This window comes from Nocardioides deserti, assembly GCF_014266025.1.
Taxonomy (GTDB): domain Bacteria; phylum Actinomycetota; class Actinomycetes; order Propionibacteriales; family Nocardioidaceae; genus Nocardioides; species Nocardioides deserti.
The window spans coordinates 21,359-41,715 of sequence record NZ_JACMYC010000017.1; the positions used below are offsets into that span (position 1 = coordinate 21,359).

A 20,357-nucleotide genomic window follows, 5' to 3' on the forward strand; every position below is an offset into this window, starting at 1 on the left:
ATGACGGCCGTCGAGCAGGAGGAGACCGGCCCGGGGCCCGCGGCCGGCTTCGAGCTGCACCTGGACAACTTCGACGGCCCGTTCGACCTGCTGCTGAGCCTCATCGCCAAGCACAAGCTCGACGTCACCGAGGTGGCGCTGTCGCGGGTCACCGACGAGTTCATCGCCCACGTCAAGGCCGGCGGGAGTGTCTGGGACCTCGAGCAGACGACGTCGTTCCTGCTCGTCGCCTCGACCCTGCTCGACCTCAAGGCAGCCCGGCTGCTGCCGCAGGGCGACGTCGAGGACGAGGAGGATCTCGCGCTGCTGGAGGCGCGCGACCTGCTCTTCGCCCGGCTGCTGCAGTACAAGGCGTTCAAGCAGGTCGCCGCGGTCCTCGAGACCCGGCTGGCAGGGGAGGCGCTGCGGCACCCGCGCGCCGTCGGGCTGGAGGAGCGGTACGCCACGCTGCTGCCGGAAGTGCTCATCGGCATCGGCCTGGAGCAGTTCGCAGCGCTGGCGGCGCGGGCGCTGGCTCCCAAGCCGGGCCCGCCGGAGGTCAGCCTGCAGCACATCCACGCGCCGCGGGTCAGCGTCCGCGAGCAGGCGGCCCTGGTGGTCGACCGGCTGCGGCGTAGCGGCACGATGACGTTCCGCACGCTCTGCGGCGACAGCCCCGACACGCTCACCACGGTGGCGCGGTTCCTGTCGCTGCTCGAGCTCTTCCGCGAGGGCGCCGTCGCCTTCGACCAGGTGACACCGCTGGGGGAGCTGACGGTGCGGTGGACCGGCGAGGACGACGCGGACGTCGACGAGCTGGTCCGCGACGAGTTCGAGGGCGCGCCGCCCGACGCGGCCGCTCCCCAGGGAGGCAGCGATGGCTGAGACCAGCACCGAGCAGGCCCAGCAGCAGGGCGAGCAGGCGACCCAGCAGGCAGACCAGCTCGAGGTGCCGCTGACCGCGCTGCGTCCCTCGCTGGAGGCGGTGCTCATGGTCGCCGACCAGCCGCTGGACGCACCGACGTTGGCCACCGCGGTCGGCCGGCCGGTCGACGAGGTGACGGCGGCGCTGGCGGCGCTGGCGGGGGAGTACGACGACCAGGACCGCGGCTTCGAGCTGCGCAACGTCGCCGGCGGCTGGCGGTTCTACACCCGCGAGGCCTACGCCCCGGTGGTCGAGCGGTTCGTGCTCGAGGGCCAGCAGGCCCGGCTGACCCAGGCCGCGCTCGAGACGCTGGCGGTCGTTGCCTACAAGCAGCCGGTCTCCCGCGCGCGGGTCTCCGCGATCCGCGGGGTCAACGTCGACGGCGTCATGCGCACGCTGCTCAGCCGCGGCCTGGTCGAGGAGGCCGGCCAGGACGCAGAGACCGGCGCGAACCTCTACCGCACCACCGGGTACTTCCTCGAGCGGATCGGCGTCACCTCGCTCGACGACCTGCCCGAGCTGGCGCCCTACCTGCCCGACATGGACGACCTGGAGGACGAGCTGTCCGCGATGAGCACCCCCACCCCTGAGCCGGTCCCGGCTCCCGACCCGCTCGGCGAGCCCGAGCCGGAGCTGCCCCAGCCGGCGCTCGGCACCGGACCGGGCACCGAGCCCGACGGCGGGACGGAGCCCGCATGAGCGCCGGCACGAGCGGCGGCCGCGATATCCAGACCGACGAGGACGGGCTGATCCGGCTGCAGAAGCTGCTGGCCCAGTCCGGCGTGGCCTCGCGCCGCCGCTGCGAGGAGCTGATGCTCGAGGGGTCCGTCGAGGTCGACGGCGAGGTCGTCACCCGGCTCGGCACGAAGGTCGACCCGCGCACCGCGGTGATCCGGGTCGAGGGCCGGCGGCTGCCGCCGGTCTCCGCCCACGTCTACCTGGCGCTGAACAAGCCGCGCGGCGTCGTCTCCACGATGTCGGACCCCGAGGGCCGCAAGACGCTGCAGGACCTCGTCGAGGACCGCCCCGAGCGGCTCTTCCACGTGGGCCGGCTCGACACCGACACCTCCGGCCTGATCCTGCTCACCAACGACGGCGACTTCGCGCAGCGCATGGCGCACCCGTCGTACGAGGTGGACAAGACCTACGTCGCCGAGGTCGAGGGCGAGGTCTTCCGCCGCACGATCAAGGCGCTGCTGGAGGGGGTCACCCTCGAGGACGGTCCGGTGACGGTGAAGAAGGCCAAGGTCGTGGAGTCGTTCCGCGAGAAGTCGATCGTCGAGCTGGTCATCCACGAGGGCCGCAACCGCATCGTCCGCCGCCTGCTCGACTCCGTCGGCCACCCCGTGCGGAGGCTCACCCGCACCGCGATCGGGCCGGTGCAGCTGGCCGGCATCCCGTCGGGCGGCATGCGCGAGCTCACCATCGACGAGCTCGGCGCGCTTCTGGACTCCGCCTCGCTCTGACCCGGGACACACGGGACACACACGGGCACCTCGGCCTACGGTGGTCGGCGTGCCGGTCCCGCCCGCGCTGGAGCCGTACGTCGCCTCCCTGGTGTCGTACGACGTGACCCTGCCCGGTCCGGGGACCCACCGCGGCCTGCCGTCGACCGCGCTGACCTTCGTCCTCCCGGTCGACGAGCCGCTGGACGTGGCGTGGGCGGGTGACCCGGGCAGCCGCACCGTCGCGTGGTCGAGCGTGTCGGGGCTGCACACCGCCCCCGCGGTCATCCGGCACACCGGCACGCAGCGCGGTGTCCAGGTGGCGCTCACCCCGCTCGGCGCCCGCGCCCTCCTGGGGCTCCCGGCCGCCGACCTCGCGGGCCGGCTGCTGACGCTCGACGACCTCGGGCGGCTCGCGCCGACGCTCCGGCACCTGCCCGAACGGCTCGCGGGGACGCCCGCCGGGGACCGGGAGGCCCTCGTCGCCACCGTCCTCACCGCCCTCACGGATCGCCTCCGGCGCGGTGACCCCGTCGAGTTGCGGCCGGAGCTCGGCCGGGCGCTGGCGCTGCTGACCCGGGGCGTCCCGGTCGCGGCGACCGCGGACGACGTCGGGTACTCACGCCGCCACCTCGGCACCCTGGTCCGTGCGGAGACCGGGCTGAGCCCCAAGAAGCTGCACCGGCTGGGCCGCTTCGAGCGGTCACGCTCGCTGCTGGGGCGGCGCCCGCTGGCGGAGGTGGCGGTCCGGTGCGGCTACGCCGACCAGGCCCACCTCGCCCGCGAGTGGCGGGACCTGGCCGGCTGCCCGCCGAGCACCTGGATCGCCGAGGAGCTCCCGTTCGTCCAAGACCTGCCCGCGGCGCAGGAGGGATCGTGAGGGCATGAGCGAGATGCAGAGCCAGGCGGCCACCGTCCGCCTCTGGCACACCCTGACCTTCCGCGACGCCTCAGCCATGACGACGTGGCTGCGCGCCGTCGGCTTCGTCGAGCACGCGACGTACCGCGACGAGACCGACGACACCGTCGTCCTGCACGCCGAGTGGCTGTGGCCGGGCGGCGGGGGGATCATGTTCGGCTCGGCGCGCCCCGAAGCGGCGGTCGACAACGCCGGCACGTCCGCGGCGTACCTCGTCGCCGACGACCCCGACGCCGTGTTCGACGCCGCGGTCGCGGCCGGCGCGACGGTGCTGCGGCCGATGGTGGAGCAGCCCTACGGCGGGCGGGGCGGCAGCGTCGCCGACCCGGAGGGCAACCACTGGTCGATCGGCAGCTACCAGCCGGGCTGAGCCGCGCCCCGGCCGTCGGTCGCCGCCCGCTAGCCTTGACCGGTCCCAGCGGCAGGCAGACGAGGAGTGGACGACGTGGCGGTGCGGGCGATCCGGGGAGCGACCCAGCTCGAGGAGGACTCCCGCGACCACATGCTCGAGCGGGTCGCGGAGATGGTCACCGACGTGATGGAGGCCAACGGCCTGGTCGTCGACGACTTCATCTCGGCGATCTTCACCGCGACCTCCGACCTGGTCTCGGAGTTCCCGGCGTACGCCGCCCGCCAGCTCGGCTTCGGCGAGGTGCCGCTGATCTGCGCGCGCGAGCTCGAGATCGAGCGGTCCATGCCGCGGGTGGTCCGGATGATGGCGCACGTCGAGACCGACCTGCCGCGCGCGGACATCACCCACGTCTACCTGCACGGCGCCGCCGCGCTGCGCCGTGACCTGACCCGCACCCGCGACGTCCCGGATGCCTGAGCGGGACCGGGCGCCGCAGCCGGGCCCGCCCGAGCTCACCGGCCCCGTCGAGGTCGTCGGTGCCGGGCTGCTCGGCACGTCGATCGGCCTGGCCTGCCGCCGCGCCGGCCTCGAGGTGCTGCTCACCGACACCTCCACCGAGAACGTCCGCACCGCCTCCGGCCTCGGCGCCGGCCGCCCGCGCACCGACGCCGACCGGCCCGCGCTCGTCGTCGTCGCGGTTCCGCCGGACCACCTCGGCGCGGTCATCGAGGCCGCGCTCGACGCCACCGAGGGCACCGACGCGGTCGTCACCGACGTCGGCAGCGTCAAGGGCGTCCCGCTCGCGGCGGTCGCCGACCACCCCGGTGTCGCGCGGTACGTCGGCAGCCACCCGATGGCGGGCAGCGAGCGGTCCGGGCCGCTCGCCGGCTCCGCCGCGCTCTTCGACGGCCGACCCTGGGCGATCACGCCGCACGCCGGCTCCGACCCGGCGGCCGTCGAGACGGTCGAGGCGCTGGTCCGGCTCGCCGGCGGCGTACCCGTCTGGTTGACGCCGGCCGAGCACGACCGCGCCGTGGCGCGCACCTCGCACCTGCCGCACCTGCTCTCCGCACTGGTCGCCGGCCGCTTGGCGGACGGCCCGGAGAACCACCTCGCGCTGTCCGGCCAGGGCGTCCGCGACGTCACCCGGGTGGCGGCGGGCGACCCGCGGCTCTACGGGCAGATCGTCAGCGCCAACGCCGACGCGGTGGTCGCGCTGCTCGACGAGGTCCGCGCCGAGCTCGACCGGGTCCGCGAGGCCGTCGGTCGCGGCGATCGAACCGCGCTGGAGGAGGTCCTCGAGCACGGCGTCGCCGGCACCCGCGCCATCCCCGCCAAGCACGGCGGGCCCGCCCGGCCGATGGCCTCGGTCTGGGTCTCGGTGCCCGACCACCCGGGCGAGCTGGCCCGGCTGCTGGCCGACGCGGTCGCCAGCGAGGTCAACATCGAGGACATCCGCATCGACCACGACCCGGGCCGCCCGACCGGTCTGGTCGAGCTCCTCGTCGAGGAGGCGCGTGCCGCCCACCTGCTGAACTCGTTGGAATCACGGGGCTGGACCACGCACCGGTAGGCTGCGCGTCCGTGACCAGCACCGCCGCGGACCGTCCCGACCTGTTCCCCGACCGGCTCGTCGTCGCTGTCGACGGCACCTCCGGCTCCGGGAAGTCGAGCACCTGCCGCGGCGTGGCGAGCCGGCTCGGGCTGCGCTACCTCGACACGGGCGCGATGTTCCGCGCGATGACCTGGTGGATGCTCGCGCAGGGGGTCGACGTCCACGACGCCGCGGCGGTCGCCGCGCGCTGCGAGGAGCCGGTCATCGAGTCCGGCACCGACCCGACCGGCCCGACCATCACCGTCGACGGCACCGACGTCGCAGCCGCGATCCGCACCGACGAGGTCACCGGCTCGGTCTCCCCGGTCAGCACCGTCCCCGAGGTCCGCGCCCGCCTGCTCGCGCTCCAGCGCGCCATCATCGGCGCGGACGTGGAGCCCGCCGGGATCGTCGTCGAGGGCCGCGACATCGGCTCGGTCGTCGTCCCCGACGCACCGGTCAAGCTCTACCTCACCGCCGACGCCGCCGCCCGCGCCTCGCGCCGCGCGGCCGAGCAGGGCGCCGTCGACGTCGCGGCCACCGAGCAGCTCCTGCTCTCGCGCGACCAGATCGACTCCGGGCGCGCCACCGCGCCGCTGGTCATGGCCGACGGCGCCGTCCACGTCGACACCACCGGCTACACCCTCGACGAGGTGATCGAGCTGGTGGTCGGCATGGTCGACCGGGTGGGGACGTGACCCGGCCGGACCCGGCCGTCCACTCCGAGCGGCCGCGCAGCGACGGGGTCCTGCACCCGTCGCGCTGGCTGCTGCACTCCGCCCGTCCGCTGGCCCGCTGGCTGGTCCGGCGCCGCCACGGCGTCGACGTGCTCGGCGCGCGTGTCGTCCCTGAGCAGGGACCTGTGATCTTCGCCGCCAACCACATCGGCGTCGCTGACGGTCCGCTGCTCGCCGCGTTCGCCCCGCGACCGGTGCACGCGCTGACCAAGGTCGAGATGTTCGAGGGGGCGATGGGGCGCTTCCTGCTCGCCTCCGGGCAGGTGCCCCTCGACCGCTTCCACCCCGACCCGTACGCCGTCAAGGTCTGTCTGCGCGTGCTGCGCGAGGCGGGCGCCATCGGCATCTTCCCCGAGGGGCGCCGCGGCGACGGCGAGCTGGGCCGCTTCCACCGGGGCGCGGCGTACCTCGCCCTCGTGTCGGGAGCGCCGGTCGTGCCCGTCACGTTCTTCGGCACCCGCGCGCCCGGCGCCCACATGGAGGAGCTGCCGCCGCGCGGAGCACCGATCGCGATCTGCTTCGGGGAGCCCTGGGCCGTCGCGGCCGTACCGTGGCCCCGTCGCCGGGAACAGGTCGAGCAGGCCTCGTTGTTCCTACGTGAGCACATGCTGGTCCAGCTGGACCACGCACGCAGGTCGACCGGGCTGGAGCTGCCGGGTCCGTTGCCAGCCACCGATGTCGAACCCGACCCCGCCACCGGGGTCACCGAGCAAGGAGCACCATGAGCGAGGTCCTCGGACCCGTCCCCGTCCTGGCCGTCGTCGGCCGACCCAACGTCGGCAAGTCGACGCTGGTCAACCGCATCATCGGGCGCCGCGAGGCGGTCGTCGAGGACATCCCGGGCGTCACGCGCGACCGGGTGTCGTACGACGCCACGTGGGCCGGTCGCGCGTTCACCGTCGTCGACACCGGCGGTTGGGATCCCGACGCGCGCGGTCTCGCGCAGGCGATCGCCGCGCAGGCCGAGGTCGCGGTGAGCCTGGCCGACGCCGTGCTCTTCGTGGTCGACGCCACGGTCGGGATCACCGACGCCGACGAGGCCGTCGTGCGGATCCTCCGCAAGTCCGGGCGCCCCGTCGTGCTCGCCGCCAACAAGGTCGACGACGCGCGCACCGAGGCCGAGGCCCACGGGCTGTGGAACCTCGGGCTCGGCGAGCCGTTCCCCGTCTCCGCCCTCCACGGTCGCGGCTCCGGCGAGATGCTCGACGCGATCCTCGCCGCGCTGCCCGAGCCGCCCCCCGAGACGATCGGCGAGGAGGTCGGCGGTCCTCGTCGCATCGCCATCGTCGGCAAGCCCAACGTCGGGAAGTCCTCGCTGCTCAACAAGCTCGCGGGGGAGGACCGGGTCGTCGTCGACAACGTCGCCGGCACCACCGTCGACCCCGTCGACGAGCTGGTCGAGCTGGGCGGGCGCCAGTGGCGCTTCATCGACACCGCCGGCATCCGCAAGCGGGTCAAGGAGGCGTCGGGCCACGAGTACTACGCCTCGCTGCGCACCAGCACCGCCATCGACCGCGCCGAGCTCGCCGTGCTCGTCCTCGACGGCTCGCAGTCGATCTCCGAGCAGGACGTCCGCATCCTCCAGACCGTCCGCGAGGCCGGCCGCGCGCTGGTCATCGCGTTCAACAAGTGGGACCTCGTCGACGAGGAGCGCCGCTACTACCTCGACCGCGAGATCGAGCGCGAGCTCGTGCAGGTCCAGTGGGCGCCGCGGATCAACATCACCGCCCGCACGGGCTGGCACGTCGACCGGATCGTGCCGGCGCTGGACAAGGCGCTCGAGGGCTGGGAGACGCGCATCGGCACCGGCGCGCTGAACACCTTCCTCGGTCGCCTCGTCGCCGAGCACCCGCACCCGGTCCGCAGCGGCAAGCAGCCGAAGATCCTCTTCGGCACCCAGGCCACGACCGCCCCGCCGACGTTCATCCTGTTCACCAGCGGCAAGCTGGACGCGTCCTACGAGCGGTACGTCGAGCGCCGGCTGCGCGAGGAGTTCGGCTTCGTCGGCACCCCGATCGTGCTCCAGCAGCGGCCGCGGGAGAAGCGCAAGCGCTGACCCTCGGTGCTGCTCGCCGTCCTTCGTGACGGTCGGCGGGCGGGTCGTGTGCCCTCCGACGCGAGCTGCCGCGTCCGCAGGCACACGACCCCGGATTCCGGTCCCGGGACGAGGCTGCGGTAGTGTTCACGCGCCCGCTCAGGCGGGTCTCGGGCTGTGGCGCAGCTTGGTAGCGCACTTGACTGGGGGTCAAGGGGTCGCAGGTTCAAATCCTGTCAGCCCGACCGAGAGAGGGCCTCTCACCTGCGGAGACGCGGTGGGAGGCCCTTCGCCGTCCCTGGCCCGGGTGGTCGGTGCGGTCCATCTGCGGCCCGCTGCGGCTCAGACGAACGAGTTCCACGCCGCCAGCTCGGCCGGCGAGGTGAGCTCGTAGCCAGGAACGGTGGGGTACTCGAAGAGCGCGACGTACGCCGCGTCACCCTCGGCCAGCATCAACCCGCAGGCGAGCAGCCACTGGGCGCGGGCCTCCCCGTCGGTGTCGGTCTCGATGCGCGGGGCGCCGAACTCGGGGACGCACCAGCCGCGGTAGCCGTCGTGCCGCTCCACGAACGCACGAGCCGTCTCCTTCTCGCCCTGGAAGTCGGGGTAGGGGAGCCGTTCGGGATGGGCGCCGTCGAGGTCGAGACCCAAGAGGTCGGCACGGATCCCGGCCCACGGCTCGATGTCGCCGCGGGTGACCGGGTTGCCCGGGTCGGCCTCCCAGCCGCTGAGCGTGCTGGCGACCAGCAGGTCGGGCCGCACCTGCTTGACGACGTCGTGGAACCGATTCTTCAGCGCGACCGCCTGCCCGGTCGACAGCAGGCCCTCGCGCACCTTCGTGTCGGGCTCGTGCCAGACCTCGACCACGTCGCCCGGGACCAGGTCGGCGGTCAGCGTGGCGACCCGGTCGGGCGTGACCAGGTCGGGTGACCGCGGCTTCCAGCTGGCGTGGACGAGCGAGGCGGCCGGGTCCCGGGGCGCCGGGGTCGCGAACCCGGGGAAGAACTGGCGCACGCACGCCCCCTCGCCCCACTTCACGACCACGCTGCGCTGGGCCGCGAGCGACGTGCCGCCCTCGGCGGGGCAGGCGCCGTAGGCCGGTCGCCGCCCACCCAGCGTGCCCACCCGGCGCCCCTCCGGGCGCCGGTCGAGCCCGTCGACCGCACCGGCGCCGACGGTCGCAGCCACCGCCACCCCGGCCAGCCCGATGGCGAGCGCGCCACGACGGCTGGTCCTGGTCTCGAGCACGTCGTGGTCCTCCGGGAAGTCGGCCGTCGCCCCGTCAACCTAGGCAGGGGACCGGGCCGCCGCATCCCGCATTTGGGGCACGTGCGGGCGTGCTCCGGCGGCGGGTCCGGACGGGTTGACCCACTCGGGGGAGGCCCACCAACCGTTCGTACGACGGGTGCGGGATCCGGCCGCCACGGGCCGCACACTCGCTCGGTGACCGCTCCCTGGACCCGTGCTCGACGCGGCCTCGCCGCCCTCGCGGCCGGCCTCCTGCTGCCCACCACCGCTGCTGCCACGGCCGCCACCGGTCAGCCCGCCGAGCCCGCCCAGCCCGGCCAGCACGCCGCGGCCCGTCCGAGCACCGTCGTGTCCACGGCGCCGATGGCCCGGGCGGCGTCGCTGACGGTCTCGCCGCCGATCTACGTGGCCGGCCAGGCGGTCCGCTTCCGCGGCAACGTCGGCCGGCCGGGGCGCCGCACGGTCCACCTGCAGTCGCACATGAACCGTCCGGGCGACCGGTGGCTCGACGTGCCGGACTCGGCGTTCCGAACGTCGGCCGAGGGGACCTTCGACTTCACGTTCACGGCGCCGTCGATGTTCGGCATCAGCTACCGCGTCGCCGGGGGAGGGACGGTCACCCGGGGCCGGCTGTTCAACGCGCGCCCGCAGGAGATCACGCTGGCCCTCCAGGGCGCCGACGCCGCCTCGCCGTTCCACGCAGTCGCTCCGCTGCTGCCGTTCACGGTCGTCGCCGACACGACCCCGGCGGTCCGCTCCGCGCTCGGCACCCCGCCGCCGATCCCCGGCCGGACGGTCCTGCTCCAGGAGCGGACCGACGGCGACCGCTGGCGCACCATCGACCGCGGCGCCACCGACAGCGCCGGACACGCGACGTTCCGCGTGCCGGCGCCGGTGCTCGGGCACCGCGTGCTGCGCGCCCGCCAGGAGCGCTGGACGCGGGGCGGCAGCAGGATCGGCTGGTACGCCTCGTTCCCGGCGTACTTCTCCGTCCTCGGCCTCGGCAAGAAGCAGGCGCCCACCCCGGCATCGGCCGGCGCAGCAGCGCCGCGACCGGTGGCGACGCAGCGGAGTGCGGTCCGACCGACCGCCGGCGAGCGCTACCGCTGGGGCTCGACGCTCTTCGACTTCGCCTGGGAGCGCGGCCAGGACCTCACCTCGCCGCCGTCCAAGGGCACCCGCCCCCGCGGGACCTGGCTGGACACCTCCGACGGCACCGGTCGCGCGACTCCGTTCAACGGCGGCCTCGTCCTGCAGAGCAAGCTGCGCCACACCGGCGACGGCGACCGCGGCACGACCGCGGCGACCATGCGGGGCAACGCCCGGGCGACGGGCCGGTGGGAGTTCCGCCTCCAGGGTCACGCGTGGGAGACCGGCCCGCGGCCGTACCGCTTCCGCCTCGACCTGGTCCCCGTCGGCACCCGCGCGACCGCCTGCCCGGCCGACGCGGTGGTCGTCGCCGACGTCGTCATGGGGCAGCCGGGCGTCGGCATCGGTGTCCGCTCGCAGTCCGCGAAGGCCGTATGGCAGCGCAACCTCGGCGGCGTCCGGCTGGCCGAGACCCCGTTCAACATGGCGGTCGAGGTCGGTCCGAAGCACACGACGTGGTCCGTCGACGGCAAGCCGGTCGGCACCGTGAAGGGCCGGACAGCCCACCTCGGCAGGGCGCTGGTCCCGCGCCTCAGCCTGGTCGGCTCCGACCGCGAGATGAACGGAGCCCAGGTCGACTCCGACTGGCAGCGCGGGTGGTCGCTGGCGCGCGGCAAGCAGGTGAAGTCCGGTCCGGCGCTCACCCGTCGGGCGTACGCCGGCTGCTGACCCGCCCGGGTCGGGTCAGGCGCCCGGGACGATCCGCAGGTCGCGCACGGCGCCGCCGTCGAGGGCGGCGAGCGCCTCCTGGTAGGCCGCGGAGTCGTGCGCGGCGATCGCGGCCTCGACCGACGGGAACTCGATGAGCACCGTGCGGGTCTCCTGGCCGGCCTCGTAGACCTGCTCGGGCAGGCCGCGCGCGAGGAACCTGCCGCCCGCGCCGATGAGCGCCGGGCCGGCGAGCACGGCGTACGCCTCGAGCTTCGCGGTGTCGGTGACCTCGACGTACGTGCTGATCCAGTAGGCCGTCATGGCCGCGATCGTGCCACGCGTCCCGGGCCCGGCGACCGATGGCCCGTCGTTACGGTGGCCCCATGACCGACGCGCTCACCGACGAGGAGCTGGCGTTCCTGCAGTCGATGTTCGACCTGGCCCGGGAAGGTGACCCGGTGCTGCTCGACCACGTCGACGCGGGGCTCCCGGTGGACCTCACCAACAGCGCGGGCGACACGCTCCTGGTCCTCGCCGCCTACCACGCCCACGCCGACCTCGTCGCCGGGCTGCTCGAGCGCGGGGCCGACCACGCCCGCGTCAACGACCGCGGCCAGACGGCGCTCGGGGCGGCGGTCTTCCGCAAGCAGACCGACACCGTGGTGCGGCTGCTCGACGCGGGCGCCGACCCCGCCCTCGGCCGGCAGTCCGGCCTCGCGGTGGCCGAGGTCTTCGAGCTCCCCGAGATGACCGCCCTGCTCCGGGAGCGACGCGCGTGACCGTCACCCGCTCGCTGCTGCTCTTCGCGCTCGCCGCCGTCGCCGAGATCGGCGGCGCGTGGCTGGTCTGGCAGGGCGTCCGCGAGCACCGCGGCTGGCTCTGGATCGGTGCCGGCGTGGTCGCGCTCGGCGCCTACGGCTTCGTCGCCACGCTCCAGCCCGACGCGAACTTCGGCCGCATCCTCGCGGCGTACGGCGGGGTGTTCGTCGCCGGCTCGCTGGCGTGGGGGATGGTCGCCGACGGCTTCCGGCCCGACCGCTACGACGTCGCCGGTGCGCTCATCTGCCTGGTCGGCGTCGCGGTGATCATGTACTCCCCGCGCGGCGCGTGACCGCCCCGCACCACGAGGTCGTCCCCGCCGACCGGCCCGACGCCTGGCTGGTCCGCCGGGACGGCCGCGACCAGTCCCACGTCGACCTCGCGGACCCCACCCACCTGGCCTTCGACTACGTACGCCGCCTCGGCGACGTCGTCGACCTGCACCGGCCGGCCGGCGAGCCCACCCGCGTCGTCCACGTCGGCGGCGCCGGCCTGACGCTCCCGCGGTACGTCGCCGCCACCCGCCCCGGCTCCTGGCAGGTCGTCCTCGAGCCCGACGAGGCGCTCACCGCGACCGTGCGCGAGCTGCTCCCGCTGCCGCGGCGCAGCGGCATCCGCGTCCGGCCGGTCGACGGCCGCACCGGCACGGCCGCGCTCCGCGCCGACTGCGCCGACCTCGTCGTCCTCGACGCGTACGACGACGGGCGGGTGCCCGCCGAGCTGGTGACCGCCGCGTTCTTCGCCGACGTCGGGCGGGTGCTGGCCCCGGGCGGGTGGTTCCTGCTGAACCTCAGCGACCGGGCGCCCTTCGCCGCCACGCGCGACGCGGTCGCCGGCCTGCGCACGGTCTTCGCCCGCACCCTGGTCGCCGCCGAGCCGGCCACCCTGCGGGCCCGCCGGGCCGGCAACCTCACCGTGGTCGCCGGGCCCGACGACTCGTTGGCCGACGCGCTGACCGCCCGCGCGGCCGGCGGGGCGCTCGCAGCGCGGGTGCTCGGCCACGACCGGGTGAGTGACTCGTTCGGTGGCGGACGGGGTACCTGAGGGCCATGAAGATCATGAGGTCGGCCGCCCTGCTGGGTGTCGCCAAGAAGGTTTACGACGAGGCTCGCAAGCCCCACAACCACGCGAAGATCAAGTCGGCGGTGGACCAGGTCAAGGCCCGCCGGTCCGGCACCGGCAAGAAGCGCTAGTCGCGAGCGCGCTTCCTTCCGACACCGACGAGGCCGTCCCCCGAGCGGGGGACGGCCTCGTCGTGCGTGCGTGCGGGTCGTGCTGAGGAGGTCGGTGCGTCAGTTGCCGCTGCGCTGGGGACCTGCCCACATCAGCCGGACGACGTACAGCATGAGTGCTCGCTTCACGGTGTTCCTTCTTCTCGACGATCGGTCCGGTGTCGGCCGCGCTGTGCCGAGATGCAGTGCCCGGCGCCTCTGGCCGAGAACCTCACCCGGAGGGGCGACCGGTGCTCCTGCGTCGCGTGGGGTACCGCCCGGCCATGACCGACTCCAGCAACCAGCCCAGCACCGACCCGTCCTACGGCCACGACCAGGACGCCGAGCCGCCGCTCACCGCGCCGGGGCTCGACGGCCCCACCGGTGTCGACGAGCCCGCCACGGACGGTGCGGCCGAGGGCGGCAACCCCGACGCGGACGACCAGGACGCAGAGCCGTCGAAGAACGCCCTGGAGAGCTGAGCCGGTGTTCTTCTTCTTCAGCAATCGGCTCGGCTGCGCCGGGTCGATCCTGGTGTCGCTGGTGATCACGGCGATCCTCGTCGCCGTGCTCATGCTCCTCTGACCCGTGGACCGCTGGAGCGACGACCTGGTCGCCGGCGGCATAGCGCTGGCTGTCGCGCTGGCGGTGATCGTGCTGTCGCGGCTCGCCGCGACGCTGCTCGGGCGCCGCTGGCAGCCCGCCGCGCACCTGCACCGGGTGGTGCGGATCCCGTTCCGCGTGCTGGTCGTCGTCCTGGCGCTGCGACCCGTGCTCGCCCGGGTCGAGCGCTCGCAGGACGCCGACTGGGGCTGGCTGCACCAGGTCGAGGAGGTGCTGACCATCGCGGCCGTGGGCTGGCTGCTCACCGCGGCGGTCCTCTTCGTCGAGGACATCGGCCTGCGCCGCAACCGCACCGACGTCCCCGACAACCGGCACGCGCGCCGGCTCCGAACCCAGGTCCTCATCATCCGCCGGCTGACCATCGCCGCCGGCGTCGTCATCGTCACCGGCGCGGTGCTGCTCAGCTTCCCCGGGGTCGAGGCCGTCGGTGCGAGCGTCCTGGCCTCTGCCGGCCTGCTGAGCGTGGTCGCCGCCGTCGCGGCGCAGAGCACGCTGAGCAACGTCTTCGCCGGGCTGCAGCTGGCTTTCAGCGACGCGGTGCGCCTCGACGACGTCGTCATCGTCGACGAGGAATGGGGCTGGATCGAGGAGATCACGCTCAGCTACGTCGTCGTCCGCGCCTGGGACGACCGGCGGCTGGTCGTGCCGTGCACGTACTTCACGAGCACGCCGTTCCAGAACTGGACCCGCCACAGGTCCGAGCTGCTCGGCGCGGTCGAGCTCGACGTCGACTGGCGCGTCGACGTCGCCGGCATGCGCGAGGAGCTGGACCGGGTGCTCGACCGCACCGACCTCTGGGACGGGCGGGTCAAGGTGCTCCAGGTGACCGACGCGGTCGGTGGCTGGGTGCGCGTGCGGGTGCTGGTGACCGCCGCCGACGCGGCACGCCTGTTCGACCTGCGGTGCTTCGTCCGCGAGCAGCTGGTCGCCTGGGTCCGCGAGCACGAGGACGCCGGCCTCCCGCGCCAGCGCGTCGAGCTCGTCGACCGCGCCGCACCCGCCGCCGCGCCCGACGCCGACCGGGACGACCGCTCCTCGGGGCTGTTCCACGGCGACGAGGCGGCCGACGCCCGCGCCGAGCGGCGTGGTGGCCGACCCCGCGACGAGCCGCTCGGCGACGCCGGTGACTCGGCCGGTGACTCGGCCGGCGACTCGGCCGGCGACTCGGCCGGTGACTCGGCCGGCGACGGCTGGTGATCCGGCCGTCGCCGGTCCCACGCCTGTGGAGAAGTCGGCCGAGGAGCCCGCGGGCCGCGGCGGTCAGGCGAGGTCGGGGTGGGCGCGGCCGGCGACGAGCGGGAGGTCGAGGTAGGTCCGAATCCCGGGTGGGGCGGCGACGACGTACGGGATCGAGTTGACGCAGTGCGCGGCGGTGGCGACGACGCCTGGGTTGCGGACCAGCCCGGCGGCGACGGAGTCGGGCTGCCAGCCCTTGATCATGACGTACGCCGGTGGGTCGCCCTGGACCTCGACCTCGAACCGCTCGCCCTCGGGCCCGAACGACCACGGCGGGTCGAGGTGCTCCTCGCCCATCAGCCAGTTGACGGCGACCCGCACGACGACCCGGTCGCCGACGACGGCCTCCCACACGAACCGCTGGCCCGCGACGCGGCCGGGCTCGATCGTGCCGATGGGGGAGTCGATCGGCGCGGTCGCGACCGCGACCTCCTGGGAGGTGCGGAGCTCGGCGTCCGCGCTGAAGCCGAGCGCGTCCAGGCACATCCGCACCGACTGGCGGAACCCGCCCGAGAGCAGCTTGAGCATCGGCCCGCCCATGGCCTCCTCGGGCAGTCCGCCGAACATCATGATGTGCCGCACGACGTCGGGGGCGTCGTAGGTGCGGATGTCGGAGAACTCCTCGCCCCGCACGAACGTCACCGCCGACGAGAGCGCCGAGAACATCAGCGGGTGCAGCTCGGTGATCCCGCCGGGGTTGATGCCGGTGCCGTGCAGGGTGGTGCCGCCGTCCTCGCACGCGGCGGCGAGCGGGGCACCGTCGCGCTCGGAGGGGTAGAACCAGCCGACCGGCGTGACGACGTTCTTGCCCGACCGCAGCAGCGCGGCGACGTCGTCGCGGTCGGGGACGAGTGGCGCGTAGAGGACGCAGTCGGCGTCCATCGCGAGGACCTCCTCCTTGCTGGAGGTCGCGCGGACGCCGAGGGGCCCGCGCCCGAGGAGCTCGCCGACGTCGCGCCCGTGCTTGTCCGCTGAGTGCACCCAGCACCCGACGAGCTCGAGGTCGGGGTGGAGCAGCAGGGTCTCGATCGCGGCCCGGCCGACACCGCCGGTGGCCCACTGGATGACGCGCACGGGCGCCACTGTGGCGGGTGGAACGTGTTCTCGTCCAGCGTCGCGTGCGGATGTCGTTCGCCGCTAGGTTCGAGGTCATGACCACCGCTGAGCACGAGGACCACGACCCGGCCGACGAGCAGGGCGACGAGCAGGGCGACGAGCAGACCGACGAGCAGGGCGACGTCGAGCTGCGGGCGGCCCTGACCAGGGTGCTCGGCCGGCTCGTCCGCGAGGAGCCGGTCGTCCGGCGTGGCGACGACCTGATGCCGCTCCTCGACGCCCACCTCGGGGTCACGGCCGACACGCTCCCGGTGGTGGTGGAGCCGGTGCCTGCCCACCGGTGGGCCGACACCGACATCGCGCTGGCGACCGTCGTGGCGCGCGATCCCGAGGCGCGGCTGGTGGGGGTCGGGGGCGGCGACCAGCGCCACCACAGCTCGCTGGGCGACCTGATGGCCCACGCGGAGTGGGGCCGCTTCCGCACCGGCCAGGTCGACCGGCTCAACGTGGCCACGGGGCCCGACACGGAGCGGGCCACGGTCGCGTTCGGGATGCACCTGTTCCACCACGGCGGCTCGCCGGTGGTCGTCGTCCAACGGGCGGGCAACCCGCAGCACGGCTCGGAGCCCCGCCTGGAGGTCCTGGGCGCGGAGCCCGACGCGGTCACCTCGCTGCTGGCGGAGCTCCGGGAGCAGGCGATGCGCCACAGCGTCCTGTGGCGCCAGGTGGTCAGCTTCAGCGGCAGTCCCTACGAGCGGTCGCTGTCGGGCGTGACGTTCCACCACCGCCCGGTGGTGCCGGCCGAGCACGTCGTCCTGCCCGAGGGCACGCTGGAACAGGTGCGTGCCCACGTCGTCGGCCTGGCCGAGCACCGCGACCGCCTGCTGGCGAAGGGCCAGCACCTCAAGCGGGGCGTGCTGCTCTACGGCCCGCCCGGCACCGGCAAGACCCACACCGTGCGCCACCTGGTCGGTGCGACGCCGGACACCACCGTCGTGCTGCTGAGCGGCACCCAGATGGTGCACGTCGCCGCGGCGGCCCAGATCGCCCGAGCTCACCAGCCCGCGATCGTCGTGATCGAGGACTGTGACCTCATCGCCGAGGACCGCGACCACCACTACGGCGGCGGGCCGTCCCCGATGCTCTTCACGCTGCTGGACGCCATGGACGGGCTCGACGCCGACGCGGATGTCGTCTTCCTGCTCACCACCAACCGCGCCGAGGCGCTGGAGCGGGCGCTCGCCCAGCGGCCCGGCCGGGTGGACCTGGCCGTCGAGGTCCCCCTGCCGGACGAACCGGCACGGCGTGCCCTGGTCGCGCTCTACGGCAGCCAGGTGGGCTTCAGCCCCGAAGCCGTGGCGCGCGCCGCGCGCGACTCCGCCGGCACCACGGCGTCGTACGCCAAGGAGCTGGTGCGCCGGGCGGTGCTCCTGGCGGCGGTCGACGAGCGGGAGCCCGGCGACGAGGACCTCGCCGCCGCCAGCGCCGCGCTGCAGTCCGACTCGGCGGCGCTCACGCTCGCGCTGCTCGGCTCGACCGGCCCGGCGGCCTAGAGCGAGGTCATGACCCCGACCGACTCGGGCCGGAAGCCGGGGAACACCTTCGCGGTGGACGCGCCGAACCGGGTGGAGACGACCTCGGCGAGCACGCTGCGGTAGTCGGTGGTCACCAGCAGGTCGGCGTCGAGGGTGTTGGCGAGGCCCGGCCAGGTGCCGTAGTACTTCCCGCCCTTGACGCCGGCGCCGGCGAGCAGCATGACGTTGCCGTAGCCGTGGTCGAGGCCGGTGCTGTCGTTCTCGACGACCCGGCGGCCGAACTCGCTGATCGTCACCAGCGTGACCTTCGAGGCGAGCCCGCCGAGGTCGGCGAAGAACGCGGCGATCGAGGCGGCGAGGTCCTCGGCGTTGCGCTTCATCCGGCCCCACTCGAGCGTGCCGAGGTCGGAGTGCATGTCCCAGTCGCCCTGGTCGACGGTAACGACCTCGACGCCGACGTCGCCGCGCACCACGCGGGCGACCTCCGCGAGCGCGCGGCCCAGGTCGCTGCGGGGGTACGACGCGGCGCGGTCGGGCGTCTCGCGTGCGGGCCCGAAGGACTTCACCGCCGAGAAGGCCGAGCCGACGGCGCGGCCGAGCGGCCCGGACTCGCCGTCCCAGAGGGTGTGCAGCGAGCGGACGCGGCCGCCCTTGGTGTCCCACTTGTCGTCTCCGGGGATGGAGACCGCGTCGACGGACCCGGTCGACATGACCGGCTCGTCGCCGTACAGGCTCGTGGGCAGCACCCCGCCGCCGAGGTTGACCGCCTGGAGCGGCGAGTGGTTCGCGTCGGTGCCGATCAGCCGGTTGAGCCAGCCCTGGCGGGCGGCGGACCCGGGGTTGGCGTCCTCGACCTCCTCCATGGCGGCGAAGTGCGAGCGGTTCGGCGCGGGCAGGCCGGTGGCGTGCACCGCGGCGAGGCGGCCCGAGCGCCACAGCGGCAGGAGCGGCGCGAGGTTCGGGTGCAGGCCGAACATGTCGTCCTTGGCGACCAGGCTGGCGGCCGGCACGGCGATCCGCGGGCGGGCCTCGTAGTACACGGGGTCGCCGTGGGGGACGACGAGCGAGAGGCCGTCGGCGGCACCGCGCAGCGACAGCACCACCAGCACGGAGCCGGCGCTAGCGGCGCGGGCGGGGGAGGCGGTGACGACGGCGGAGCCGATCGCGGTGGCGGTCCCGGCGAGGGCCAGTGCGCCACCGAGCAGGCCGCGGCGGGAGACGCGGGCGAACTCCTCGCAGCAGGTGGCGGGGGAGCCGGGGAGGGCAGCAGAGGTCATGGCGGTCACCGGGTGAAGTGGGCGGGGGAGTCGAGGACGGTGCCGAGCAGGCGGTGGAAGTCCCACTTGACGATCGGGTGGTCGGCGCTGATCACGTCGCCGGGCGAGACGTCGCACATCTCGCAGCACGCGCGGAGCAGGGTGGCGGTGGACCGCCGGTGCAGCAGCTGCTGGCTGAGGTGGTCGACGAACAGGTCGAAGCGGATCTTCTTGCGCGGCAGCCACTGCTTCGGGGTGCGGTAAGTGATGCCCTTCGAGGGCCACCAGCCGCCCGCCATCGCCCAGTGCAGGTCCATCGAGGCCAGCACGCGTGACGGGGAGGACCAGGACTCGCTGTCGATCGGCTGGCCGTCGGGGCGCGGCCAGGAGAACGGGCTGGTGCCGAGGTTGCCGACCTGCCACAGCATCGCCTTGACGGCGTGCTCGTCACCGGCACGGCCCGCGGGCGGGCGGGCGAGCTGGACGCGGAGCACGCGGTACGTCGCGACCAGGTCCTCGCCCGGGTCGCGCACCTTGCTGCCGACCGAGGCCTTGAACTGGGGGCTCGCGACCAGCGCGCGGAGCACCGGCCGGATCTCGGTGTCGGCGTCGAGGTAGACCTTCGCGAGCCGGTCCACCAGGGCCTGCGGCGGGTCGTCGCGGACGAACTTCACCGCGAGCCGGCGCGCGACGCGCTGCGCGGTGGCCGGGTGGTGCGCGAGGTAGGAGAGGTAGCGGCGCACGGCCGGCCGGCCGTCCCGCTCGGCGTTCGGGTCGCGGAACCCCATCACCTTCACGGGCCCGGTCCAGTGGTCGCGCGGCGAGTACGACGCCTCCCAGCTGTCCCACAGGTCGACCCGGAACCCGGTGAGGATGCGAGCCGACGCCTTCACGTCGTCCTCGGAGTACTGCCCGCGGCCGACGGTGTGCAGCTCGAGCAGCTCGCGGCCGAGGTTCTCGTTGGGGTGCCGGGCGGTCGAGACGGCGTTGTCGAGGAAGATCCCCATCGCCGGGTGCGTGACCGCCGCGTGCAGCAGGTCGTCGAAGCGACCGAGCGCGTGGCTGCGGATGGTGTCGCCGTAGGAGACGCGGTAGGTGAACTGGGCGTCGCCGACGGCCGGGACGTTGAAGTGGTTCTCCCACAGCTCGGTCATCACCTCGAGCACCTGCCGGTCGGAGGTGATCCGGCGGACCAGCGCCCAGCGGGCGTAGTCCTCCATGACCTCCCAGCCGCCCTCGAGCTCGCGCTCCTGGCGCTGCCAGAGCTCTGCGGGCCTGCGGTCGAAGCTGGGCCACCACGCGCGCAGGCCGGCGGCGCGGCGGTCCGCGACCCGGCTCGGCTCCAGCTGTCGCTCGAACCAGCGGTGGGCACCGCCCGCGGCCCGCACCTGCGCCGCCAGCGCCGGCGTCACGCCGTACGAGAAGCGGCCGACGAGGTGGCGGGCCTGGGTCCCGAGCAGCGGCGCCCCGGGGAACCGCGCGGGCTTGTACGCCGTGCGGGCTCGGGTGGCTGCGTGGGTCACGGGGAGGCTCCCAGGGGTTCGGACGGTCCCGTCGCGCGACGGGTCGGGCCGGCAGCCCCCCGC

General features: G+C 74.4%; 23 protein-coding genes and 1 tRNA gene. 19 read left to right on the forward strand and 5 right to left on the reverse strand.

All coding sequences use genetic code 11. The features are described from left to right. From H7344_RS17860 to H7344_RS17910, 11 genes are all read left to right on the forward strand, one after another. Window positions 1-864: a segregation and condensation protein A gene (locus tag H7344_RS17860; protein WP_186347349.1), complete on the forward strand. Its 864-nt coding sequence runs from the start codon at window positions 1-3 to the stop codon at window positions 862-864. Continuing rightward, window positions 857-1,603 carry an SMC-Scp complex subunit ScpB gene (gene scpB, locus H7344_RS17865; protein ID WP_186347350.1) on the forward strand — a complete coding sequence of 249 codons (747 nt, stop codon included), beginning with the start codon at window positions 857-859 and terminating at the stop codon, window positions 1,601-1,603. Before H7344_RS17860 ends, scpB begins: the two co-directional genes overlap by 8 nt. Beyond that, window positions 1,600-2,370 (forward strand): pseudouridine synthase, encoded by a 771-nt coding sequence (locus tag H7344_RS17870; RefSeq protein ID WP_186347351.1) that lies wholly within the window; start codon window positions 1,600-1,602, stop codon window positions 2,368-2,370. Before scpB ends, H7344_RS17870 begins: the two co-directional genes overlap by 4 nt. A 49-nt stretch (window positions 2,371-2,419) precedes the next feature. Next, window positions 2,420-3,229: a helix-turn-helix domain-containing protein gene (locus H7344_RS17875; protein ID WP_186347352.1), complete on the forward strand. Its 810-nt coding sequence runs from the start codon at window positions 2,420-2,422 to the stop codon at window positions 3,227-3,229. A 4-nt stretch (window positions 3,230-3,233) separates the two neighbouring features. Beyond that, window positions 3,234-3,638, forward strand: a complete 405-nt coding sequence (locus H7344_RS17880; protein WP_186347353.1) for a VOC family protein — start codon at window positions 3,234-3,236, stop codon at window positions 3,636-3,638. Window positions 3,639-3,713: 75 nt separating this feature from the next. Further along, a complete protein-coding gene (gene aroH, locus H7344_RS17885; protein ID WP_166196099.1) occupies window positions 3,714-4,097 on the forward strand; it encodes a chorismate mutase in 384 nt (127 codons plus the stop codon). Next, window positions 4,090-5,193 carry a prephenate dehydrogenase gene (locus tag H7344_RS17890; RefSeq protein WP_186347354.1) on the forward strand — a complete coding sequence of 368 codons (1,104 nt, stop codon included), beginning with the start codon at window positions 4,090-4,092 and terminating at the stop codon, window positions 5,191-5,193. The genes aroH and H7344_RS17890 overlap by 8 nt, the downstream gene beginning before the upstream one ends. 11 nt (window positions 5,194-5,204) lie before the next feature. Then, window positions 5,205-5,912, forward strand: coding sequence for a (d)CMP kinase (cmk, locus tag H7344_RS17895; RefSeq protein ID WP_229706758.1), 708 nt, complete (start codon window positions 5,205-5,207; stop codon window positions 5,910-5,912). Next, a complete protein-coding gene (locus H7344_RS17900; RefSeq protein ID WP_186347355.1) occupies window positions 5,909-6,676 on the forward strand; it encodes a lysophospholipid acyltransferase family protein in 768 nt (255 codons plus the stop codon). The genes cmk and H7344_RS17900 overlap by 4 nt, the downstream gene beginning before the upstream one ends. Then, the gene (gene der, locus H7344_RS17905; RefSeq protein WP_186347356.1) at window positions 6,673-8,007 is read left to right on the forward strand and encodes a ribosome biogenesis GTPase Der; all 1,335 of its coding nucleotides are present in this window, start codon (window positions 6,673-6,675) and stop codon (window positions 8,005-8,007) included. Before H7344_RS17900 ends, der begins: the two co-directional genes overlap by 4 nt. 150 nt (window positions 8,008-8,157) lie before the next feature. Beyond that, window positions 8,158-8,231: transfer RNA gene (locus H7344_RS17910), tRNA-Pro, on the forward strand. A gap of 97 nt (window positions 8,232-8,328) precedes the next feature. On the opposite strand, the gene H7344_RS17915 is transcribed toward H7344_RS17910, so the two are convergent. Continuing rightward, window positions 8,329-9,234: a hypothetical protein gene (locus tag H7344_RS17915; RefSeq protein ID WP_186347357.1), complete on the reverse strand. Its 906-nt coding sequence runs from the start codon at window positions 9,232-9,234 to the stop codon at window positions 8,329-8,331. Between the two features lie 195 nt (window positions 9,235-9,429). Here H7344_RS17915 and H7344_RS17920 point away from each other — a divergent pair, with 195 nt between their 5' ends. Next, window positions 9,430-11,052 carry a hypothetical protein gene (locus tag H7344_RS17920; protein ID WP_186347358.1) on the forward strand — a complete coding sequence of 541 codons (1,623 nt, stop codon included), beginning with the start codon at window positions 9,430-9,432 and terminating at the stop codon, window positions 11,050-11,052. A gap of 15 nt (window positions 11,053-11,067) precedes the next feature. Here the strand turns inward: H7344_RS17920 and H7344_RS17925 are convergent, their stop codons facing one another. After that, a complete protein-coding gene (locus H7344_RS17925) occupies window positions 11,068-11,355 on the reverse strand; it encodes a DUF1330 domain-containing protein (protein ID WP_166194361.1) in 288 nt (95 codons plus the stop codon). A gap of 62 nt (window positions 11,356-11,417) precedes the next feature. Between H7344_RS17925 and H7344_RS17930 the strand changes: the two genes are divergently transcribed. The 6 genes from H7344_RS17930 (at window position 11,418) to H7344_RS17955 (ending at window position 14,885) form a co-directional block, all read left to right on the forward strand. Further along, window positions 11,418-11,813 carry an ankyrin repeat domain-containing protein gene (locus tag H7344_RS17930; RefSeq protein ID WP_186347359.1) on the forward strand — a complete coding sequence of 132 codons (396 nt, stop codon included), beginning with the start codon at window positions 11,418-11,420 and terminating at the stop codon, window positions 11,811-11,813. Further along, the gene (locus tag H7344_RS17935) at window positions 11,810-12,145 is read left to right on the forward strand and encodes a YnfA family protein (protein WP_186347360.1); all 336 of its coding nucleotides are present in this window, start codon (window positions 11,810-11,812) and stop codon (window positions 12,143-12,145) included. The genes H7344_RS17930 and H7344_RS17935 overlap by 4 nt, the downstream gene beginning before the upstream one ends. Then, entirely contained in the window at window positions 12,142-12,897 is a 756-nt protein-coding gene (locus tag H7344_RS17940) for a spermidine synthase (protein WP_186347361.1), read from the forward strand. The genes H7344_RS17935 and H7344_RS17940 overlap by 4 nt, the downstream gene beginning before the upstream one ends. A gap of 5 nt (window positions 12,898-12,902) precedes the next feature. Continuing rightward, window positions 12,903-13,046: a hypothetical protein gene (locus H7344_RS17945; protein ID WP_186347362.1), complete on the forward strand. Its 144-nt coding sequence runs from the start codon at window positions 12,903-12,905 to the stop codon at window positions 13,044-13,046. A gap of 302 nt (window positions 13,047-13,348) precedes the next feature. Beyond that, entirely contained in the window at window positions 13,349-13,546 is a 198-nt protein-coding gene (locus H7344_RS17950) for a hypothetical protein (RefSeq protein ID WP_186347363.1), read from the forward strand. A 106-nt stretch (window positions 13,547-13,652) separates the two neighbouring features. Next, window positions 13,653-14,885: a mechanosensitive ion channel family protein gene (locus H7344_RS17955; RefSeq protein ID WP_186347364.1), complete on the forward strand. Its 1,233-nt coding sequence runs from the start codon at window positions 13,653-13,655 to the stop codon at window positions 14,883-14,885. Between the two features lie 63 nt (window positions 14,886-14,948). Here H7344_RS17955 and H7344_RS21310 read toward each other — a convergent pair whose 3' ends face one another. Next, window positions 14,949-15,998 carry an NAD(P)H-dependent amine dehydrogenase family protein gene (locus tag H7344_RS21310; RefSeq protein ID WP_195826185.1) on the reverse strand — a complete coding sequence of 350 codons (1,050 nt, stop codon included), beginning with the start codon at window positions 15,996-15,998 and terminating at the stop codon, window positions 14,949-14,951. A 77-nt stretch (window positions 15,999-16,075) separates the two neighbouring features. Between H7344_RS21310 and H7344_RS17965 the strand changes: the two genes are divergently transcribed. Then, on the forward strand, window positions 16,076-17,533 hold the full coding sequence (locus H7344_RS17965; protein WP_186347365.1) for an ATP-binding protein: 1,458 nt from the start codon (window positions 16,076-16,078) through the stop codon (window positions 17,531-17,533). Here H7344_RS17965 and H7344_RS17970 read toward each other — a convergent pair. After that, window positions 17,530-18,792, reverse strand: a complete 1,263-nt coding sequence (locus tag H7344_RS17970) for a DUF1501 domain-containing protein (RefSeq protein ID WP_186347366.1) — start codon at window positions 18,790-18,792, stop codon at window positions 17,530-17,532. The genes H7344_RS17965 and H7344_RS17970 overlap by 4 nt on opposite strands. Window positions 18,793-18,797: 5 nt before the next feature. After that, the gene (locus H7344_RS17975; RefSeq protein WP_186347367.1) at window positions 18,798-20,294 is read right to left on the reverse strand and encodes a DUF1800 domain-containing protein; all 1,497 of its coding nucleotides are present in this window, start codon (window positions 20,292-20,294) and stop codon (window positions 18,798-18,800) included. Window positions 20,295-20,357 lie beyond the last annotated feature (63 nt).

What these genes read in the sequence shown, in the direction of transcription:
- H7344_RS17965 (WP_186347365.1), top strand. Translation starts at nt 16,076, where the DNA reads ATGACCACCGCTGAGCACGAGGACCACGACCCGGCCGACGAGCAGGGC.
- H7344_RS17950 (WP_186347363.1), top strand. Translation starts at nt 13,349, where the DNA reads ATGACCGACTCCAGCAACCAGCCCAGCACCGACCCGTCCTACGGCCAC.
- H7344_RS17930 (WP_186347359.1), top strand. Translation starts at nt 11,418, where the DNA reads ATGACCGACGCGCTCACCGACGAGGAGCTGGCGTTCCTGCAGTCGATG.
- H7344_RS17870 (WP_186347351.1), top strand. Translation starts at nt 1,600, where the DNA reads ATGAGCGCCGGCACGAGCGGCGGCCGCGATATCCAGACCGACGAGGAC.
- H7344_RS17925 (WP_166194361.1), bottom strand. Translation starts at nt 11,355, where the DNA reads ATGACGGCCTACTGGATCAGCACGTACGTCGAGGTCACCGACACCGCG.
- H7344_RS17890 (WP_186347354.1), top strand. Translation starts at nt 4,090, where the DNA reads ATGCCTGAGCGGGACCGGGCGCCGCAGCCGGGCCCGCCCGAGCTCACC.
- H7344_RS17880 (WP_186347353.1), top strand. Translation starts at nt 3,234, where the DNA reads ATGAGCGAGATGCAGAGCCAGGCGGCCACCGTCCGCCTCTGGCACACC.
- H7344_RS17970 (WP_186347366.1), bottom strand. Translation starts at nt 18,792, where the DNA reads ATGACCTCTGCTGCCCTCCCCGGCTCCCCCGCCACCTGCTGCGAGGAG.
- der (WP_186347356.1), top strand. Translation starts at nt 6,673, where the DNA reads ATGAGCGAGGTCCTCGGACCCGTCCCCGTCCTGGCCGTCGTCGGCCGA.
- scpB (WP_186347350.1), top strand. Translation starts at nt 857, where the DNA reads ATGGCTGAGACCAGCACCGAGCAGGCCCAGCAGCAGGGCGAGCAGGCG.
- H7344_RS17860 (WP_186347349.1), top strand. Translation starts at nt 1, where the DNA reads ATGACGGCCGTCGAGCAGGAGGAGACCGGCCCGGGGCCCGCGGCCGGC.
- H7344_RS17945 (WP_186347362.1), top strand. Translation starts at nt 12,903, where the DNA reads ATGAAGATCATGAGGTCGGCCGCCCTGCTGGGTGTCGCCAAGAAGGTT.